Raw genomic sequence first — 19,111 nt, 5'->3', positions numbered from 1 at the left:
GCGGGTCCGCAGCTCGCGGACCCGCCCCCTCCGTCGTCGATCAGGCCTCTTCGTCGCCGTATCCGGGCATCTTGCCCGTCACCACGAACACGGTCCGCTTCGCGACCGACACCGCGTGGTCCGCGAACCGCTCGTAGAAGCGGCCCAGCAGGGTGGTGTCCACGGCGGACGGCACGCCGTGCGGCCACTCCTTGTCCATGATCACCGTGAACAGGTGGCGGTGCAGGTCGTCCATGGCGTCGTCCGCGTCCTCCAGGGACCTGGCGCGCGCCACGTCCTGGGTGCGGATGATGTCCGTCGCCTCCGTCGCCAGCTCGACCGCGATGCGGCCCATCTCGGCGAAGTAGGGGGCGACCGGCTCGGCCAGCACGTGGTTGGGGTGCCTGCGCCGCGCGGCCTTCGCCACGTGCAGCGCCAGGTCGCCCATCCGCTCCACGCTCTCGGCGGCGTGGATGACCGCCAGCACCGTGCGCAGGTCGGTCGCGACGGGGGCCTGGAGCGCGAGCAGCGCGTACGCCTGCTCCTCGATGCTGGCGCGCACCTCGTCGATCCTGGCGTCGTCGCTGATCACCTGCTCGGCGACGCCCAGGTCGGCCTCCAGCAGGGCCTTCGTGGCCAGCTCGATCGCCTTGCCGGACATCGCACACATGTCGGCCAGTCGCTCCGCGAGCTGTCCGAGCTGGTCTTGGTAGGCCTCACGCATGGCCCAAGCCTAGGGCCACCTGATCGCGCGAGCGACATTCCCCGGTGAACCGGGGATGAACCCGTGGCGACCAGATGATCGGCGGCACCCCCTGGGAGCTGCGGGAACGGGCCGAGCTCCCGAGGGGGTCGCGCCGCGTCGCCGACCGGTCACGCGCAGGGGTCGACGGCCGCGTTCACCACGGGCAGGTCCCCGGCGCCGCTGTCGGCGGAGACGCCGCCGCCCTGACCGGCCCGGGGGCGCTCGACGGCGCCCTCCCACTCGGAGCCCATCATGAGCGCCACGACGCCGCCCATGCTCTCGTCGACCTGGAGCTCGGCGTCCGGGACGGCCGCCCGCAGGGTCGCGGCGGCGTTCTCGTTGCCGGTGGCGTAGCGGATGAACGTCCTGGTGGACGCCTGGGGGGCGACACCGATGTAGGTGACCTTGAAGCCGACCTCTTCCAGCTTGGTCTTGGTGTTCTTCGGGGCGAACCCACCCGAGGTCTGGTTGAACACCTGGACGCGCACGGAACCGGGGTCGCCCACGGTGCCCGGCTGCTTCTCGGCCTTCTTCTCGGTGGTCCCGCCCTCGGTCGGGGCCTCGCCGGGCAGCGGGGTGCCGTCGATGACCGCCTGGAAGAGCGCCTTGGTCTCGTCCTCCTGGAGGACCTCGAAGTTGTCGTCGTTGCTCGGGGTCGGGCCCTCGTCGGTGCGGTGGGGGACGGTCACGAAGCTGACCCGCCCGGCGTCCAGCCCCTGCAGGGACTGGGCGAGCGTCAGCATGGAGTCCACGCCGATGTTCTGACCCGCGGTGGAGGACGCGAAGGCGTTGAGGAAGCCGTTGAGCTTGCTCGGGCTGAGCAGCAGCTCGCTGGACATGGCCTTGCGCAGCAGCGCGGACAGGAACTGCTGCTGCCGCTTGATCCGGTCGTAGTCGCCGAACTCCTCGGTCTTGACCTTGCGGGCGCGGACGAAGTCCAGCGCCTTCTGGCCGTCGACCTCGTACTTGCCGGGCTTGTCGAAGATCATGCCCAGCTCGCCGTCGTCCATGACGGTGGGCGCGCACACGCCCACCGTCCCGACGGCGTCGACCATGCCCTTGAAGCCGTTGAAGTCCACGCTGACGAAGCGGTTGATGTCCAGCCCGCTCAGCTCGGTCATGAACTTGCTGACGCACTGCGGGCCGCCGGTGGCGTAGACCTCGTTGGCCTTCACGCCCTCCGCCTGGGGCAGCACCTTGTCCGAGTAGGTGTCGCTGGCCGAGTCCCAGCTGTTGCACGCGGGCCGCGTGACCTGGAGGTCACGCGGCATCGACACCACCACCATGCGCTTCCGGTCGGCCGGGACGTGGGCGATCATCATCACGTCCGACCGGGCGCCGACGACCTCGCTGGTGTCGCCCACCCCGTCCGTGTCCTTGGCGCCCGCGCGCGTGTCCGAGCCGACGATGAGGAAGTTCTCGTCACCGAGCTGCTTCTCCGCCTGGTGCACGGCCGCCGAGTTCTGGCCGAGCGCGTCGATCCGGGTGATCTTGCTGTCGAAGTGCAGCATCGCCCCCCAGCCGATCCCGCTGGCCAGGAACACCACCACCGCCGAGGTCAGCGAGATCGCCTTGATGATCCGGACGATCTTGCTCTGCTTGGCGGTCCGCCCCTTGCGGCCCTTCCCACCCTTGCCGCCCTTGGGCTCCGGGTCGTCGGGGTCGTCCGGGTCCACCGGCTCGGCGTACTCCGTGGCGTCCTCGTCGACCTCGGACTTCCACGGCATCAGCTTCTGCCTGCGCTCCTTGCGCTGGCGCTCCTGCTCGGCGAGCTCGTCGTGGACGGCCGAGAAGCGGGCGAGGGTGTGGTCGACCTCGCGCAGCTTCTTGATGTCGTCGCTGATGGCCTCCATCTCGGTGGTGAGGCTCGCGGGGTCGATCTGCTCCCTCGGCTCGGGGCCGCCGACGCCGGGCGGGGGGCCGCCGAGCGCGGACACGCCGGGGGGCGGGAGCGGCGGGGCTCCCTCGTCGCCCTCGGCGAACCGGCTGGGGGGACCGTCGTGCGGGCCCTGCCGCCCGTTCTCGGGCGCGAGCCTGCGCGGGGGCCTGCCGGTGTCGCCGTCGGCGAAGCTCTCGGCGCGCGCCTGGCGGTCGTCGCCGGGCGGGACGGGCCTGGGGCGCATCCCGGCGCCGTCGGGACCCCTGCCGTCGGGACCCCTGCCGTCCGGACCCCTGCCGTCGGACGCGGGGCCGTCGCCGGGCGCGAGCCTGCGGGGGCCGTCCTCGGGCAGGCCGGGGCCGTCGCCGGGCATGGGACGCGGACGCATCCCGGTGCCCTCCGGACCGCGGCGCGGACCGTCCTCGGGCAGGCCGCGGAAGCCGTCCTCGAAGTCCTCGCCGGGCATCGGGCGCGGCATCCGGGTGCTGCTGCCCTCGGGACCGGGGCGGCGTGGACCGACCGGCGGGCCGACCGGCGGGCCGACCGGCGGACCGGCGGGCGGGCCGTCGTGGCCCGCGAGCCTGGCCTGGCGCGACCGGGGTCCGTCCTCGGGCAGGCCGGGGCCGTCGCCGGGCATCGGGCGCGGACGCGTGCCGGTGCCCTCGGGACCCCTGCGGGGGCCGTCCTCGGGGATCGGGCGCGGCATCCGGGTGCTGCTGCCGTCCGGCGGGACCGGGCGGGAGCGGGGACCGGCGCCGTCCGGGCCGGGACCGAGCGGGCCGCCGTCGCCGGGCATCGGCCTCGGGCGCACGCCGGTGCCCTCGGGACCGCGGCGCGGACCGTCCTCGGGCAGGCCTGGGCCGTCGCCGGGCATCGGCCTGGGCCGCATCCCGGTGCCCTCGGGACCCCTGCGGGGGCCGTCCTCGGGCAGGCCGGGGGGACCGAAGCCGTCGCCGGGCATCGGGCGCGGACGCGTGCCGGTGCCCTCCGGGCCCCTGCGGGGGCCGTCCTCGAAGTCCTCGCCGGGCGGGCCGGGAGCCGGGCGCGGGCGCATCCCCGCGCCGTCGGGACCGGGCCTGCGCGGACCACCGGGAGGCGGACCGCTCGGCGGACCGGCGAGCGGGCCACCGGGCGGGCCGTCGACCGGCCCGCCGGGCCCCGGCCTGCGGGGACCGTCCTGCGGACCGCCGTCGACCTCGGGGCGCGCGCGGCGACCGGTGGCGTCGGGACCCTGCGGCCCCGCGTCCGGCCTGGCCCTGCGGCCGGTGGCCTCGGGACCGGGACCGCGCTGGCCCCGGCCGTCGACCTCGGGGCCGCGCGGGGGCAGCGACCTGCGGCCGTTCGGCTCACCGGGCGCGAGCCTGGACATCCGGGACGCGGACTCCTCGCCCGCGTCCTCCAGGCCCTCGTCGCCCCGGACGTCCGGCCTGCGCCGGTCGGCGGCCTGCGGCCACGGGGCCTCGTCGGTGAAGGAGCGGCCCCTGCGGGCGGCGGGCTCGTGGCGCCCGCCCTCCTCGGCGAAGCCGTCCTCGGGCGCGACCGCCCTGGACCGCCGCCCGACCCCCTCATCGGGAGCCTGGCGGCCTCGGCGACCGGGCTCCTCCTCGTGGGCCGGGACGCCGTCCTCGGGGGCGGAACGCCTGCCTGAGGGCGCGGGCTCGTCGTGACGCGCGCGCCTGCTCGCGCGCGAGACGCCTTCGGGCGCGGCGGCGTCGCGGTCGGCCTCCGGCGCGGCGCGCCTGCCGGTCCTGGGCTCCTCGGGGGCCGCGCGGCGACCTGAAGGGGCCTCGTCGTGCCTGGCGCGCCGTCCGCCCGCCTCGGCGGCCGGGTCCGGCTCGACGCGCACGGGGGCGGCGTACCGCGTCTCCTCCTCGTACGCGGACGGCTCCGGGGACGCGGACGGCTCCGGCCTGGCCCTGCGGCCGGTGCGCGGGCCCGTCTCACCCGGTTGGCCGGGTCCGGCGGGGTGGGACGGACCTTGGACGTCGTCCTCGGGTCCCCTGGCGGCCCTCCTGCGGCCCTGCTGCGGCTCCTGCGCTGGTCGGTGCTCGTGGTCGCCCTGCTGGCGACCGCTCTCCGGGCCCTGCGGCTCGGATCGGTGGGCGGGTGGCTCCGGCGCGGCGCGGCGACCGGACGGTTCCGGTGCGGCGCCGCGCTGCGGACCGGAGTCCGACTGGCCCGGCGGGATGGGACGCGGGATGTTCGTGCGGCTGTGCTGTTCCAGCAGATCCGACACGCTCAGACCGCCGCTGCCCTCCATCGACCTGCGGCGACGCCCGGTCGTCTGGTCATCCTGCGGGGCCTGGTCGCCTCCGGGTCCGGTGCCGCCACGGCGGGGCTCGTCGGGCACCCGGTCTCCCTTCAGCAATTGGTCATCGGTCAGGTCGTCATCACGAGTTGACGACAGCAAGGACACGGTGAAAGCACCTGCGGCGTGTCACTTGCGCACGCGATACTACGGACGCCCGCCAATTCTGACGACCACTCCCGGTGATAGAGGGGTGGGGGGTGGTCGGATACGCGCAGCAGGTTACGCCCGAACGGGTGAGTGGGGTGCGTGTTTCAGTAACCAGACACCCGCGGTTCGGTGATTCCGCGTCGCCCAGAAGCAGCACCGGCCAGCCGAACGCGTCCGCCCTCCCGGTAGGCGACTGCGTTCCGTCCCGATTGCTTGGCCGTGTAGAGGAGGCTGTCGGCGCGCAACAACTGCTGCTCCGGGGCCACCGGTGGGCGGGAGGGCGTCTCGGCGGCGGGAGGCTCGTACGCCAGGCCGATGCTGACAGTCACCCTCAGGCCGGGGGCGAGCGAGGCCCAGGCGTGACGCTCGACACGCATCCTGGCCGCTTCGGTGATCTGGATCGCACTCGTGACGTCCACGTCGGGCAGCACGATGACGAACTCCTCGCCCCCGTAGCGGGCGCAGAACCCGTGCTCCGGCAGCTCCGCCTGGAGCAGCTCCACCACCCGCTGGAGCACCCGGTCGCCGAGCAGGTGCCCGAACGTGTCGTTCACCTGCTTGAACCAGTCGAGGTCGATCAGCGCGATGGCCAGCCCGCCCGTCGTGGCGCCCCGCTCGGCGACCAGCGCGACCAGGCGCTCGTCCAGGTAGCGGCGGTTGTAGCTGTCGGTCAGGCTGTCCCGCAGGCTCTGCTCGCGGGCCTCCGCGTGCTCCCTGCGCAGCCGGTCCACCTCGCGGCGCAGCTGCTCCGGCACCTTCGGCTGCTCCTCGCGCCCCGCGTGGACCAGGTCGAACGCCGAGCGCAGGTGCTGGTAGGCCTGCCGCCACTGGCCTCTGGAGGCGAGCAGTGTCGCGATCGACTCGTGCAGCTGCACCAGCCCGGTGCCCTCGGAAGCGGGCGCTGGCGCCTCGGGGCCGCCCTCCCGATCGGGATCGGCGACCTCGGGCCGCAGTGCGGTCATCGTGCTCACCTCCTCACTTGCCAAGGTGTCGTCTCCTAGGAGGCGGCTCTTGAGCGAGCGGGACACGTCAGAGGTTGATTTCCCTCTACCGGTTGACCGTGCACTGCTCCGAAACGGTGACGTTCCCGGTCGGGCAGCGGAAAACCGTCACGCGGCGCACGGTGCGAAGCCGTAGGCCCGCCCGTTCAGCAGCACGACGTGCTGCGAGCCGATCTGCGAGCCGACCTCCACGCCGTCCCGGTGGACCGTGATCGTCACGGCCACGACCAGCACCACGCCGCGCGGGTGCGCCTCGTCGCCGTCCGCGGGCGCCCACTCGTTGTCCAGGCGCAACGTGCCCATCGCGGGGCGGTAGGTGATCGTCCCGGCGGGTGGTCGGCAGCCCGAGTCGCGGTAGTCCGGGTGCTGGGTCTCCTCCAGCAGCGCGTGCTGCTTCTCCACGCCCTGCTCGCCCGCCGAGTTGAGGTCGTCGAAGTAGTTCCGCACCAGGCCCCGGTCCGAGTCGCTCAACCGGATCGGCACCGCCGTCCCCGCCACCGCGCCGGAGCACCCCGCCACCAGCAGCGCCCCGACCAGCAGCGCCGCGCCGCGCGCCAGCTCAGCCACCCGAGTGCATCTCCTCGGCCTCGGGCACCGCGGCGTCCTCCGGGTCGTCCAGCCAGCCCTCCGGCAGGATCACCCGAGCGGGGGAACCCTGGCGGCCTCGGGGGCCGTCCGCGTCGGAGGGGTGCTCGGCGGTCCGGTCGAGCAGGCCGACCAGGTCCTGGAGCTCGGCCAGCGTGCTGACCATCGCCAGCGACCGGCGCAGGTCGCCGCCCACCGGGAAGCCCTTCAGGTACCAGGCCATGTGCTTGCGCAGGTCGCGGACGCCCTTCTCCTCGCCGAGGTGGTCGGCGAGGAGGGCGCCGTGCCGCCAGAGGATGTCGGCGACCTTGCCGAGCGTCGGCGGCGCGGGCAGCGGCTCGCCCCGGAAGGCGGCCTGCAGCTCGCCGAACAGCCACGGCCTGCCCAGGCAGCCCCGGCCGACGACGACCCCGTCGCAGCCGGTGCGGGCGACCATGTCGAGGGCGTCCCTGGCGCTGAAGATGTCGCCGTTGCCCAGCACCGGGATGGAGGTCACCGCCTCCTTCAGCCGGGTGATGGCCGACCAGTCGGCGGTGCCGGAGTAGCGCTGCGCGGCCGTGCGGGCGTGCAGCGCGACGGCCTGCGCGCCCTCGTCCTCGGCGATGCGGCCCGCGTCCAGGTAGGTGAGGTGCTCGTCGTCGATGCCGATGCGGAACTTCACGGTCACCGGAACGCCCGCGGGCTCGGCGGCGCGCACGGCGGCCCGCACGATCTCCCGGAACAGCTTCCGCTTGTACGGCAGCGCCGCCCCACCGCCCTTGCGGGTGACCTTGGGGACGGGGCAGCCGAAGTTCATGTCGATGTGGTCGGCCCGGTCCTCGCCGGTGATCAGCTTGACGGCCTCGGACATGGACACCGGGTCGACGCTGTAGAGCTGCATCGAGCGGGGGTGCTCGTCGGGGCCGAACGCCAGCATCTCCATGGTCTTGGAGTCGCGCTCCACCACGGCGCGGGCGGTGATCATCTCGCAGACGTAGAGCGAGCCGGGGCTCCCGAACTCCCGGCACAGCTGCCGGAAGGCGATGTTCGTGATGCCCGCCATCGGCGCGAGCACGACGGCCGGGTCGACCGAGTACCGGCCGATCTTCAGCGAGGGAGGGGGAGCTGCCACGCCGACCAGGCTAGCCGCAGCCCCAGCTCCCGCCCGCCGTTCCACCGCTTTCCGCTCCCGGTGGGGGGCGGGTCGGGCGCGGTGGGGCGGCTCCCGCGAACGGGGGGCTGAGGGGCTTGACCGGGGAGTGCTTTCTACGGGGAGTTGTGCGGGGGTGGCGGGTTTGCGGCTTGTTGATCTGTTCGGGTGAGCGGTGATCACGTGGATAACGCTTGGTCGAAAAGCCTCGATACGGCTAGTGGCAATGTGAAATTGTCAAGCACCATTTGTCCTTCCGTCGTGGACCGGCCCCCGCTCGGGGATTTCCGGCCATCCCGAGGTGAGCGGGCCGCCGACCTCCGGCTGGATCTTCGACCAGGTCGTCGAGTCCTTCTCCCGCAACGGCGGGGACGTGTGCGGGCGCCTCCAGCCGGATGTGGTCGTCACCCTTGCGATCGCCATCCAAGAGTCGAGCGACTCGCGCTCGGCGGCAGTCCCGGCGCGGTTTTCGTCGACGAGGAAACGGTGAGCGCGGCCAACATGATGGAGGTCTTCTCCATCTACGGGAACGCCGTGAGCCGCGAGGGCCGCGGATATCTCGGGGCTCCGCAGAAGCTGCCCAGCGCGGGCTCCTCGATCGACTACCGCGAGGTGCTCTGGGACGCGCAGCCGTTCGGCGTGAAGTCGAGCATGGTCACCGACATGACCGCGCCGCAGGGGCAGCGGGTTCGCGAGCGGCCGGAACGGGGGCACCTGCCACCTGCACCGGGACAACCTGGTCCGGGGCGTCGTGGACCTGGCGTCGGGGGCGACGTGTTCTTCCTGGCCGACCCGCAGCCCGTCGCGGGCCGCAACCCCAGGGCCAACGTCGTCGTGCCGTTCGGCGCCTTGCTCGACGTGGAGCTGCTCAGGGTCAGGGAGAAGTACGGCTTCCTGGACGCCCGCGACGGCAAGGGCTTCCGCCGGGACCTGCTCGTCGACCTCGGGTGGCGCGGCCGTGGACGTCATCGTGCTCGACAGCGGGTACGCCGTGGACGCGGCCTCCCTCCAGCGCCTCGACCTGGAGCGGCGGGGGAGGGCGCGCGTCACCGGCCTGGTCGTGGTCACCGCCTCGGGCCTGACCGGGCCGGCTCGGGAGTGGCCGCTGGTTACAGTCGTCCGGTGGCGACATCACCCGATCAGCGGCGAGAGCGCTACATGCGCGCGGCGGTGTCCTGCTTCGCCCGGTACGGCTACCGGCGGACCTCCATGGACGCCATCGCCGCAGCCGCGGACGTCTCCCGGCCCGCGTTGTACCAGTACTACCGGGGCAAGGAGGAGATCTTCCGGGAGGCCGTGCAGTGGGCGCTGGAGGTTTTCCTGGAACGGGCCGAGGTCGCCGCGCGGGGGCCCGGTGGGGTGGCCGAGCGGTTGACCGCGGTGCTCGGGCTGGTGCTGCGGATGCACGCGGGCGAGGTGTTCCAGGCCGAGCTGATCGACGAGACGCAGCAGCGGGCGGTCGAGCAGTGGACGCTCTTCGAGCGGCGGATGATCGAGGTCCTGGAGGGCGTGCTGGGGCCGTGCGCCGGGGTGGACGAGGTGGCCGGGGTGCTGTTCTACGGGGTCAAGGGGATCACGCTGCACCTGGGCGGCGTCGAGCGGCAGGAGGTGCTGCTGCGCCGTCTGGTGGAGCTGACCGTTCGGGGGCTGACAACCTGACATCCTCGGTCTAATTTGTCAGGTCTGGTGCCCCTGTTCCCCGTGTCCGGGAGGTTCGGATGACCGCCGACGAGGCTCGTGCCCGCATCGCCGAGATCCGCGAGGCGGGTGGTCGCACGACGGTCGAGGAGCTGGACGGCCTGTGGGCGGCGCTGCCGACCGTGGCGCCGGAGGAGCTGCTGGGGGACTGGCGCGGCAGCGAGTTCGTGAGCGGCCACAGCTTCGAGGGGAACCTGGAGAAGGCGGGCTGGTACGGCAAGACGTTCACGTCCCTGACCGACGTGACGCCCCTGGTGTGCCGCGACGCCGACGGCGGGCTGTACGCGAACGAGGAGCTGGCCGGGGGCGGGGCGAGCCTGTGGACGGTCGAGTTCCGGGGCGAGGCGACCGCGACGATGGTCTACGACGGGCGGCCGGTGCTGGACCACTTCAAGCGGCTCGACGAGCGCGCGGTGCTCGGGGTGATGAACGGCAAGGGCGTGCTTGACGGGGGGAAGCACTACTACTTCGTGCTGGAGCGCGCGTGACGCGGGCGCGCGCCGCCCTGGTCGAGCGTCCGGGCGGCCCGTTCGAGGTGCGCGAGGTGGAGCTGGACGACCCGAGGCCGGACGAGGTCGTGGTGCGGGTGCTGGCGGCGGGCGTGTGCCACACGGACCTGCTGATGCGCCGGACGTGGCCGGAAGCCCTGCTGCCGATGGTGTTCGGGCACGAGGGCGCGGGGGTCGTGGAGGCGGTCGGAGCTGGGGTCGGCTCCGTGGTGGTGGGGGATTCGGTGTGCCTGAGCTACCGGAGTTGCGGCCGGTGCGCGGAGTGCGCGGCGGGGTGGAACGCGTACTGCCTGCACGCGGGGGCGAACGCGCGCGGCGTGCGGGAGGACGGCAGCACCGCGCTTCGTCGGGCTGGGAAGCCGGTCTACGGCGGGTTCTTCGGCCAGTCGAGCTTCGCGACGCACGCGGTGGCGCACGAGAGCAGCGTGGTGAAGGTCCCGGCCGACCTGTCCCCGGTGGTGGCCGCGCCGCTGGGGTGCAGCGTCCAGACGGGGGCCGGGACGGTGTTCACCGTTGTGAACGCGGCGCCCGGCGAGGTGCTGGTGGTCTACGGGGCGGGCGGGGTGGGCCTGAGCGCGCTGCTGGCGGCGAACGTGCGCGGGTGCCGCACGGTCGTGGTGGAGCCGGTGGAGTCCAGGCGCGCGCTGGCGCTGTCCCTGGGCGCGGCGGCGGCGGTCCCACCGGGAACGCCGCTCGCGGACCTGACCGGCGGCGGCGCCCACCACGCGGTGGACACGACGGGGCGGGCGGACGCGATCGGCGAGGCGGTGGGGGCGCTGCGCCGGAGGGGGACGCTGGCCCTGGTCGGTCTGGGCGGCAAGGTGGAGCTGGACCTGAAGACGCTGGTGCACAACGGCATCCGCGTCCGAGGCGTGATCGAGGGCGACGCGGCGCCGAGCACCCTGATCCCGGACCTGGTGGCCCTGCACCGCCAGGGCGTCCTGCCGATCGAGCGGCTGATCGGGGAGTACCCGTTCGAGCAGATCGAGCAGGCTGCGGAGGACGCGTCGACGGGGCGCTGCGTGAAACCGGTGCTGAGGTTCGATCAGCAGGTCTTGTAGTCGAGGTCGTCCGGGTCCGGTGAGGACTGCTCAGGGCGCCGGTCGTGCGCCTCGCGCGCGGCTCTCCGCCTACCGCCTCCTGCTCCCACCGGTTCGGCCGAAGCCTCGGGCGCCCCGGAGCGCCTGTTGTCGGGATGCCCGACCCCCACCTGCGGTGATCTTGTGCGATCAACCGGATTGCGGCCGTCGACGACCAGGAACGTCCACCGGTGGAAGGCACTCGCAGAACCGGGCTGCCACCACCGCGCTCACCGTCGTGAACAGCGGAAACGTCGGGCAAAGTGAGGGGTGGCCGGTGAGCCCGGTCTTCCCACCGAACACCCCGAAGGTGTGAACTGCTGCTGTGGTGGGCCGCCAGGGACTCGAACCCTGAACCCGAAGATTAAAAGTCTCCTGCTCTGCCAGTTGAGCTAGCAGCCCTCACCCCACAGCTTAGCGGAGCGCACCCCCTCCTGGCCCGTCCCCGACCCCCGCCTCCCCGCACCACCGGCTGTGCCCCCCGACACGTTCCCCCGTTCCCCCACGCGCACCCCCTACGTCCAGCTATCTTCGTCGCAAGACGAAGCTGGGAGGTTCGTTGGGAGAGTTCGCCGCCGCCGCGCTGTCGTTCCCCGCCGTCGTGCTCGGGGTTCCGCTGGTCCTGGTGGTGGTGTTCTGGCTCCTCGCCGTCCTCGGCGTGCTCGACTCCGACGACGTCGACGTCGGCGTCGAGCTGGGTCTCGGGCTCGGGGACTTCCCGGCCGCCATCTCCGTGTCGCTGCTCGTCGCCGTGTCCTGGTTCGCCTCCCTGGCGGGCGGGGTGCTGGTCGACCAGGCAGACCTGCCGCCGGTTCCGCACACGCTGCTGGACCTCGGGGTCCTGCTGCTGTCGCTGCTGCTCGGGCTGCTCCTCACCCGCCTCGCGATCGAGCCGTTCCGCACGCCGGAGCGCTCCGCGTCGCGCGTCGACTTCGTCGGGCTCACCTGCGTCGTGCGGACCGGCACGGTCACCTCCGACTTCGGGCAGGCCGAGGTCACCTCGGGCGACGGCTCGTCGGCGCTCGTGCAGGTGCGCCAGACCGGTCGCGACCCCTTCGCGGCGGGGGACACGGCCGTGATCTACCAGTACGACCCGGACGGCGAGTTCTTCTGGGTCGTGCCGCTGAACTCTTCGCTGTAGGGGGTTTTCCGGGAATGGGTGCCATCACCACGGGCCTCGGCGTGCTCATCGCCGTCGGCGCTCTCGTCCTGATCGCGCTGCTGATCGTCGTCAGCCGGTTGTTCCGCAAGGTCGAGCAGGGCAAGGCCCTGATCGTGTCCAAGGTGCGCAAGGTGGACGTGACGTTCACCGGCGCCGTCGTCATGCCGGTGCTGCACCGCGCCGAGATCATGGACATCTCGGTCAAGACGATCGAGATCCGCCGCGCGGGCACCGAGGGCCTGATCTGCCAGGACAACATCCGCGCCGACATCCGGATCACGTTCTTCGTGCGCGTCAACAAGACCGTCGAGGACGTCATCAAGGTCGCCCAGGCGATCGGCACCGCGCGCGCCAGCGACGAGGCCACCCTGCAGGAGCTGTTCAACGCCAAGTTCTCCGAGGCGCTCAAGACCGTCGGCAAGCAGCTCGACTTCGTCGACCTCTACACCCACCGCGACGAGTTCCGCGACCGCATCATCCGGGTGATCGGCACCGACCTCAACGGCTACAGCCTGGAGGACGCGGCGATCGACTACCTGGAGCAGACGCCGATGGCGCAGCTCAACCCGACGAACATCCTCGACGCGCAGGGCATCCGCAAGATCACCGAGCTGACGGCGATCGAGCACGTGCGCACCAACGAGTTCCAGCGCACCGAGGAGAAGGAGATCACCCGCCAGAACGTCGAGGCGCGCGAGACGATCCTGGAGCTGGAGCGCCGCCAGGCCGACGCGGAGATCAAGCAGAAGCGCGAGGTCGAGACGCTGCGGGCGCGCGAGGAGGCCGAGATCTCCAAGGTGCAGGCCGAGGAGCGCCTCAAGGCCAGCGCCGCGCACCTGCGCACCGAGGAGCAGCTCGGCATCCAGCACGAGAACAAGAACCGCGAGATCGCCGTCGCCGAGAAGAACCGCGAGCGCGTGATCGCGATCGAGTCCGAGCGCATCGAGAAGGACCGGCTGCTGGAGGTCGTCTCCCGCGAGCGCGACACCGAGCTGGCGCGCATGGCCGCCGAGCGCGAGGTCGAGGGCGAGAAGCGCTCGGTCGCCGAGGTCGTGCGCGAGCGCGTCGCCGTGGAGAAGACGGTCGCCGAGCAGGAGGAGAACATCAAGCGGCTGCGGGCCGTCGAGGAGGCCGAGCGGGAGCGCCAGGCCACCGTCATCCGCGCCGAGGGGCAGGCCCAGGAGGGCCTGGTCAAGGACATCAAGGCCGCGGAGGCCGCCGAGGCCGCCGCGAAGTTCAAGGCCCGCGAGGAGCTGGTGCTCGCCGAGGCCCGCCAGCAGGCCGCCGAGCTGGACGCCCGCGCCATGATCCGACTCGCCGAGGGCAAGCAGGCCGACGCCGCCGCCCAGGGCCTGGCCGACGCGCAGGTCCGCGAGCGCTCCGCCGCCGCCGTGGAGAAGGTCGGCCGCGCCGAGGCCGTCGTGGAGCGCGAGAAGGCGCTCGTCGCCGCCGAGGCCATCCGCGAGAAGCTCAAGGGCGAGGCCGAGGGCCTGACCGACAAGGCGGGCGCCATGGCCGCCATGGACGAGGTCACCCGCGGCCACGAGGAGTACCGCCTGCGCCTGGAGGCCGAGAAGGAGATCCGCCTCGCGGGCATCCAGGTGCAGCGGCAGGTCGCCGAGTCCCAGGCCGCCGTGCTGGCCGCCGGGCTGGAGAAGGCCGACATCGACATCGTCGGCGGCGAGACCGCGTTCTTCGAGCGCATCGTCGGCGCGATCACGGTCGGCAAGAGCGTCGACGGGTTCGTCGAGCACTCCGACGTCGCCCGCACCCTGGTCGAGCCGTGGCTCAACGGCAAGGCGAGCTTCACCGAGGACATCACCCGCGTCCTGGGCTCGTTCGGCACCGAGGACGTCAAGAACCTCACCGTGTCCGCCGCGCTCCACCACATGATCAGCGCGGGCGGCCCCGACGCCGACAAGCTCCGCAAGCTGCTCGACCACGCCACCCGCCTCGGCGTCGCCGAGCGCCCCGTCGCCGCGCTCGCCGCGCAGTCGTGACGGCCGCCCTCGACGCGGGCGCCTACGAGATCCTCCGGGCCCGGCTGGCCGACCAGGCCGCCGGGCTCGCCGGGGCGGCCGAGGCGCTCAACACCCGCAGGCTGGAGGCGTTCGGCGGCGCGGAGCTGCGGCTGCTCGGCACCGAGCAGGTCCGCACCGGCGCGAACCTGGTCCCGGTCGACGTGGTCGAGGTCGCGGGCCTCCTGCTCGTCGGCTACAACGCCCCGGCCGCGCCGCGCGGCGACGAGACCGCCGTCGCCGAGGTCTTCTCCCTGCACCGCCGCGCGCCGAGGGCAGGCGGGGACGGATCTCAGTCCGATGTGGACGGATCGGCCACCCTGCTCGACGCCGGGGACGACGACCTTCCCGGCCTCCTGGACGACCCCGGCTTCCTGCGCGACTTCGCCGAGCTGCACCGCTACTACCGCCAGGCCCGCCTGGTCCGGCTGCGCCGGGTCGGGGGCAGGCTGCTCGCGGTGTTCCAGACCGGCGCCCGCGCCCAGGACATCCGGGTGCTGCGCTGGGAGCTCGGCGTCGACGGCGCCGTCCGCTACCTGGACAACCGGGGCGAGCGCGACCACGTCCACCCGCCGACCCACGACTTCACCTGGACCCCGGCCACCCGCGAGGACCACGTCCTCGGCCGCCACCCGCACATCTCCGTGCGGGGCGAGGTGTTCGTCTCGGCGGTCGGCGGCTCGCTCGTCCTCAAGACCGAGGACGACCCCGACTCGGACCGCGCGGTCCTGCGCGAACCGGTCGACGACCCGCTGCAGAGCCTGGCCGACGCCGACGTCGAGCACGCCCGCGTCGGCCCGCTGGTGCTCATCCGGGTCCGCCCGTACAACGAGACCGCCTGGCGGCACCTGGTCTTCAACACCCGCACCGGCGCCGCGACCCGCCTCGACGGCATCGGCGCCTCCTGCGTGCGGCTGCCCGACGACCAGGGCCTGGTCTTCCCCGGCGGCTACCTGCTGGCCACCGGCGCGGCCCGCACGTTCGACGGCGTCGACACCGGCGGCCTGGCGTTCGACCGCGTCGTCCGCTCGCCCAACGGCGAGGACGTCCTCTACGCCTTCCGCGCCGCCGACCGCGCGCTCCTGCTGCCCTACAACGTGATCCGCAAGGAGGTCGCCGCCCCGCTGCCGTGCCGGGGGCACGCGCTGTTCGACGACGGCGGCCTCGTGCTGCTGCGCGCGGGCGGCGACGAGCCGACCAGGGTGCACCCGGTGCAGGTCTGGCTGACCCCGTTCCAGTCCGACACGCACGCCGCCGCCCAGCGCACCGGGACCGGACCGCTGGAGCGGGTCGGCAACGCGGACCTGGTGCGCGGCATCTCCGACTGCCTGTCGGTGGTGGCCGCCGCCGAGGAGAGCGAGCCGACCGCCGCGGTGTTCGAGGCGCTGATCGCCGCGTGCGCCAGGGTCGTGGACACCCACCACTGGCTCGGCGACGCCGACCTCGGCGACCTGCGCACCCCGGTGACGCGGGTGCGCGCCACCGCGCAGCTGGTGCTCGACGAGTTCGAGACGGTCCGCGAGCTGACCGCGCAGGCGCGGGGCGCGCTGTCCGACGCCGACGAGCGGGTCACCGCGCTGCTGCGCCGCGCGCACAGCGACGTGCTCGACACCGCCGACGCCTGGGTGCGGCTGCTCACCGACCTGCGCGGCGCGCAGGGCGCCCTGGTGACGCTCAAGGAGATGCGCTACGCCGACGACGAGCGCATCGACGGCCTGGTGTCCACGCTGGACGGTGAGATCGCGTCGGTCGGCTCCCGCGCCGTCGCGTTCCTCGGCCGCGAGGACGCCTTCGCCGCGCACCAGGAGCAGGTGGACTCGCTGCTGGCCAAGGCGGCCGAGCTGCGCACCACCGCCGAGGCCGCCCCGCTGGCGCAGGAGCTGCTCGCCCAGCAGCGCGGCCTCGAGGTGCTCACCGAGGTCGTCGGCGGGCTCGACATCGCCGACGCCACCGCCCGCACCTCGGTGCTGGAGCGCATCGGCACCGTGCTGGCGGGCCTCAACCGGGTCCGCGCCACCGTCGACGGCCGCCGCCGCGACCTGGTCGCCGCCGAGGGCCGTGCCGAGTTCGCCGCCGAGCTGGCGCTGCTCGGCCAGGCCGTCACCGGCGCGATCGCCGTCGCCGACACCCCGGAGCGCTGCGACGAGCAGCTCGGCGGGCTGCTGCTCAAGCTGGAGAACCTGGAGTCCCGCTTCGGGGAGTTCGACGACTTCCTCGCCCGGCTGGCCGACCGGCGCACCGACGTCTACGAGGCGTTCTCCTCCCGCAAGCAGGCGCTGCTGGACGAGCGCGCCCGCCGCGCCGACCGGCTCGCCGCCTCCGCCGACCGGGTCCTCGCGGGCGTGGCCCGCCGGGTCGTGGGCCTGTCCTCGCAGGACGAGGTCAACACCTACTTCGCCTCCGACCCGATGGTCGCCAGGCTGCGCGCGGTCGCCGACGAGCTGCGCGGCCTCGGCGACCAGGTGCGCGCCGAGGAGCTGGACGGCCGCGTGCTGGCCGCCAGGCAGGAGGCCGGGCGGGCGCTGCGCGACCGGCTGGAGATGTTCGACGGCGACGCGATCAAGCTGGGCGCCCACCGGTTCGCGGTCAACACCCAGCCCGTCGACGTGACGCTCGTGCCCAAGGACGGCGGCATGGCGTTCGCGGTCACCGGCACCGACTTCCGCGCGCCCGTGCGCGATCCGGGGTTCGCGGCCACCGCGCCGTTCTGGTCGCAGGCCGTGGTCTCCGAGACCGCCGAGGTCTACCGGGGCGAGCACCTGGCCGCGTCCGTGCTGGCCGAGCAGCCCGCCGACGAGCTGCGCGTCGGCGCCGAGGCCGGGACGCTGCCCGAGCTGGTCAGGCACGTCGCCGAGAGCAGGCTGGACGAGGGCTACGAGCGCGGCGTGCACGACCACGACGCCGCGCTGCTGCTGGCCGAGCTGGTCCGCCTCGCCGACGGCGCGGACGTGCTGCGCCACCCGCCCGCGTCCCGCGCCGCCGCCCAGTACCTGTGGGCGGGCGCCGACGAGGAGGACCGCCGCCGCTGGTCGCTGCGCGCCGCGTCGCTGGGCCGCGCGCGGGCCAGGTTCGGCCGCTCCGCCGCCGTCGACGCGCTGTGCGCCGAGCTGGGCGAGCGCGCGGGCGACCCGACCGCGGGCGAGTACCTGTTCGAGGAGCTGTGCCGCACCCCGCTGGCGTTCGCCTCCGGGGCCAGGGCCCGCGCGCTGACCGAGGCGTTCCACCGCGCGCTCGGCGACCGCTCCGAGCTGGACGCCGACCTGGCCGCGTTCGCCGACGACGCCGACGCCCGCCGCTCCCTCGTGGAGGGCTGGTACGAGGCGTTCCTCGGCGGCGTCGCCGACCCGGACCTGCCGGAGGCCGTGGTCGCCGAGGTGTGCCCCGACCTGCCGCGCCGCGCGGTCGACGCGCCCGTCGAGTCCGAGGTCGGCGGCCTGCTCGGCGACCACCCGAGGATCAGCGGCGGGCGGCTGGCCGTGCGGCTGGACGAGCTGCTGGCCAGGACCGCCGCGTTCCGCGCCGACCGGGTGCCCGCGTTCCGCGCCTACCAGCGGCTGCGCGACGACCTGGTGGCCCGCGAGCGCGACCGGCTGCGGCTGGACGAGCACCGGCCCAAGGTCATGGGCGCGTTCGTGCGCAACCGGCTGCTCGACGAGGTCTACCTGCCGCTGATCGGCGACAACCTCGCCAAGCAGCTCGGCGCGACCGGCGACGCCAAGCGCGCCGCCCAGATGGGCCTGCTGCTGCTCATCTCCCCGCCCGGCTACGGCAAGACCACCCTGGTCGAGTACGTCGCCGACCGGCTCGGCCTGCTGCTGGTCAAGGTCAACGGCCCCGCGCTCGGGCACGGCGTCACCAGCGTCGACCCGGCCGACGCGCCGAACGCCACCGCCCGCCAGGAGGTCGAGAAGGTCAACTTCGCGCTGGAGGCGGGCAACAACGTCCTGCTGTACCTGGACGACGTCCAGCACACCTCCCCGGAGTTCCTGCAGAAGTTCATCTCGCTGTGCGACGGGCAGCGCCGCATGGAGGGCGTCTGGGAGGGCCGCACCAGGACGTACGACCTGCGCGGCAAGCGGTTCGCGGTGTGCATGGCGGGCAACCCGTACACCGAGTCCGGCAAGCGGTTCCGCATCCCCGACATGCTCGCCAACCGGGCCGACGTGTGGAACCTCGGCGACGTGCTGTCCGGGCGGGAGGAGCTGTTCTCCCTGTCCTACGTGGAGAACGCGCTGACCGCGAACCCGGTGCTGGCCCCGCTGTCCTCCCGGTCCCGCGCGGACCTGGAGCTGCTGGTGCGGATGGCGGCCGGGGAGCGGATCAGCCGGGACCGGCTGGGCCACACCTATCCGGCGGCCGAGCTGGAGCAGGTGCTGTCGGTGCTGCGGAAGGTGCTGCGGCTGCGCGAGGTCGTGCTGGCGGTCAACCGCGCCTACATCGCCTCCGCCGGTCAGGCCGACGCCTCCCGCACCGAGCCGCCGTTCCTGCTCCAGGGCTCCTACCGGAACATGAACAAGCTGGTGGAGAAGGTCGTGCCGGTGATGGACGGGACCGAGCTGGAGGCCGTCCTGGACGACCACTACCTCGGCGAGGCGCAGACCCTGACCTCCGGCGCCGAGGCGAACCTGCTGAAGCTGGCCGAGCTGCGCGGGGTGCTGGACGGGGAGCGGGCGCGCCGCTGGGCCGAGGTGAAGGCCGGGTACCTGCGGGAGAAGGCGCTGGGCGGCGGGGACGACCCGCTGACCCGCGCGGTCGGCGCGGTGGGCCTGCTGGCCGACCGGGTCGAGGAGGTCCGGAAGGCGATCGAAGGGCTGCACGACTAGCGGGAGCGGGCGCGGCCGGCGGTTGCGCCCAGTCGGTTGCGCCCAG

The 19,111-nt window shown here is 73.5% G+C and carries 11 protein-coding genes and 1 tRNA gene; 6 read left to right on the top strand and 6 right to left on the bottom strand.

The genetic code is table 11. The features are described 5' to 3' along the window. Positions 1-40 precede the first annotated feature (40 nt). The 5 genes from phoU to dusB form a co-directional block, all read right to left on the bottom strand. On the bottom strand, positions 41-703 hold the full coding sequence (gene phoU / locus AMIR_RS33780; protein ID WP_015805488.1) for a phosphate signaling complex protein PhoU: 663 nt from the start codon (positions 701-703) through the stop codon (positions 41-43). A 149-nt stretch (positions 704-852) separates the two neighbouring features. Then, positions 853-4,953: an LCP family protein gene (locus AMIR_RS36510; RefSeq protein WP_143761010.1), complete on the bottom strand. Its 4,101-nt coding sequence runs from the start codon at positions 4,951-4,953 to the stop codon at positions 853-855. A 212-nt stretch (positions 4,954-5,165) separates the two neighbouring features. Beyond that, entirely contained in the window at positions 5,166-6,023 is an 858-nt protein-coding gene (locus AMIR_RS33765) for a GGDEF domain-containing protein (protein WP_015805486.1), read from the bottom strand. A 147-nt stretch (positions 6,024-6,170) separates the two neighbouring features. Further along, positions 6,171-6,629, bottom strand: a complete 459-nt coding sequence (locus tag AMIR_RS33760) for a hypothetical protein (RefSeq protein WP_015805485.1) — start codon at positions 6,627-6,629, stop codon at positions 6,171-6,173. After that, positions 6,622-7,767: a tRNA dihydrouridine synthase DusB gene (dusB, locus tag AMIR_RS33755; RefSeq protein WP_041838622.1), complete on the bottom strand. Its 1,146-nt coding sequence runs from the start codon at positions 7,765-7,767 to the stop codon at positions 6,622-6,624. The genes AMIR_RS33760 and dusB overlap by 8 nt, the downstream gene beginning before the upstream one ends. 495 nt (positions 7,768-8,262) lie before the next feature. Between dusB and AMIR_RS41335 the strand changes: the two genes are divergently transcribed. Genes AMIR_RS41335 through AMIR_RS33735 form a run of 3 tightly spaced genes read left to right on the top strand, consistent with a single transcriptional unit; the run spans position 8,263 to position 11,044 of the window. Beyond that, positions 8,263-9,435, top strand: coding sequence for a TetR/AcrR family transcriptional regulator (locus AMIR_RS41335; protein WP_084799071.1), 1,173 nt, complete (start codon positions 8,263-8,265; stop codon positions 9,433-9,435). 59 nt (positions 9,436-9,494) lie between these two features. Continuing rightward, on the top strand, positions 9,495-9,962 hold the full coding sequence (locus AMIR_RS33740) for a DUF4334 domain-containing protein (RefSeq protein WP_015805481.1): 468 nt from the start codon (positions 9,495-9,497) through the stop codon (positions 9,960-9,962). Next, positions 9,959-11,044: an NAD(P)-dependent alcohol dehydrogenase gene (locus tag AMIR_RS33735; protein ID WP_015805480.1), complete on the top strand. Its 1,086-nt coding sequence runs from the start codon at positions 9,959-9,961 to the stop codon at positions 11,042-11,044. Before AMIR_RS33740 ends, AMIR_RS33735 begins: the two co-directional genes overlap by 4 nt. Positions 11,045-11,388: 344 nt before the next feature. On the opposite strand, the gene AMIR_RS33730 is transcribed toward AMIR_RS33735, so the two are convergent. Then, a tRNA-Lys gene (locus AMIR_RS33730) sits at positions 11,389-11,464 on the bottom strand. Between the two features lie 157 nt (positions 11,465-11,621). Here AMIR_RS33730 and AMIR_RS33725 point away from each other — a divergent pair. Genes AMIR_RS33725 through AMIR_RS33715 form a run of 3 tightly spaced genes read left to right on the top strand, consistent with a single transcriptional unit; the run spans position 11,622 to position 19,065 of the window. After that, positions 11,622-12,203, top strand: a complete 582-nt coding sequence (locus AMIR_RS33725) for a hypothetical protein (protein WP_015805479.1) — start codon at positions 11,622-11,624, stop codon at positions 12,201-12,203. A 14-nt stretch (positions 12,204-12,217) separates the two neighbouring features. After that, complete coding sequence (locus AMIR_RS33720; RefSeq protein ID WP_015805478.1) at positions 12,218-14,224, top strand: SPFH domain-containing protein; 2,007 nt, start codon at positions 12,218-12,220, stop codon at positions 14,222-14,224. Beyond that, positions 14,221-19,065 (top strand): DNA repair ATPase, encoded by a 4,845-nt coding sequence (locus AMIR_RS33715; protein WP_015805477.1) that lies wholly within the window; start codon positions 14,221-14,223, stop codon positions 19,063-19,065. The genes AMIR_RS33720 and AMIR_RS33715 overlap by 4 nt, the downstream gene beginning before the upstream one ends. The last annotated feature ends 46 nt before the right edge of the window (positions 19,066-19,111 follow it).

The sequence above is a fragment of the Actinosynnema mirum DSM 43827 genome (genome assembly GCF_000023245.1).
In the GTDB taxonomy this organism is placed as follows: domain Bacteria; phylum Actinomycetota; class Actinomycetes; order Mycobacteriales; family Pseudonocardiaceae; genus Actinosynnema; species Actinosynnema mirum.
The sequence above is the reverse complement of the archived record's forward strand: the minus strand, read 5'-3'. Positions and strand labels throughout refer to the sequence as shown.

What these genes read in the sequence shown, in the direction of transcription:
- AMIR_RS33765 (WP_015805486.1), bottom strand. Translation starts at nt 6,023, where the DNA reads ATGACCGCACTGCGGCCCGAGGTCGCCGATCCCGATCGGGAGGGCGGC.
- phoU (WP_015805488.1), bottom strand. Translation starts at nt 703, where the DNA reads ATGCGTGAGGCCTACCAAGACCAGCTCGGACAGCTCGCGGAGCGACTG.
- AMIR_RS33740 (WP_015805481.1), top strand. Translation starts at nt 9,495, where the DNA reads ATGACCGCCGACGAGGCTCGTGCCCGCATCGCCGAGATCCGCGAGGCG.
- AMIR_RS33720 (WP_015805478.1), top strand. Translation starts at nt 12,218, where the DNA reads ATGGGTGCCATCACCACGGGCCTCGGCGTGCTCATCGCCGTCGGCGCT.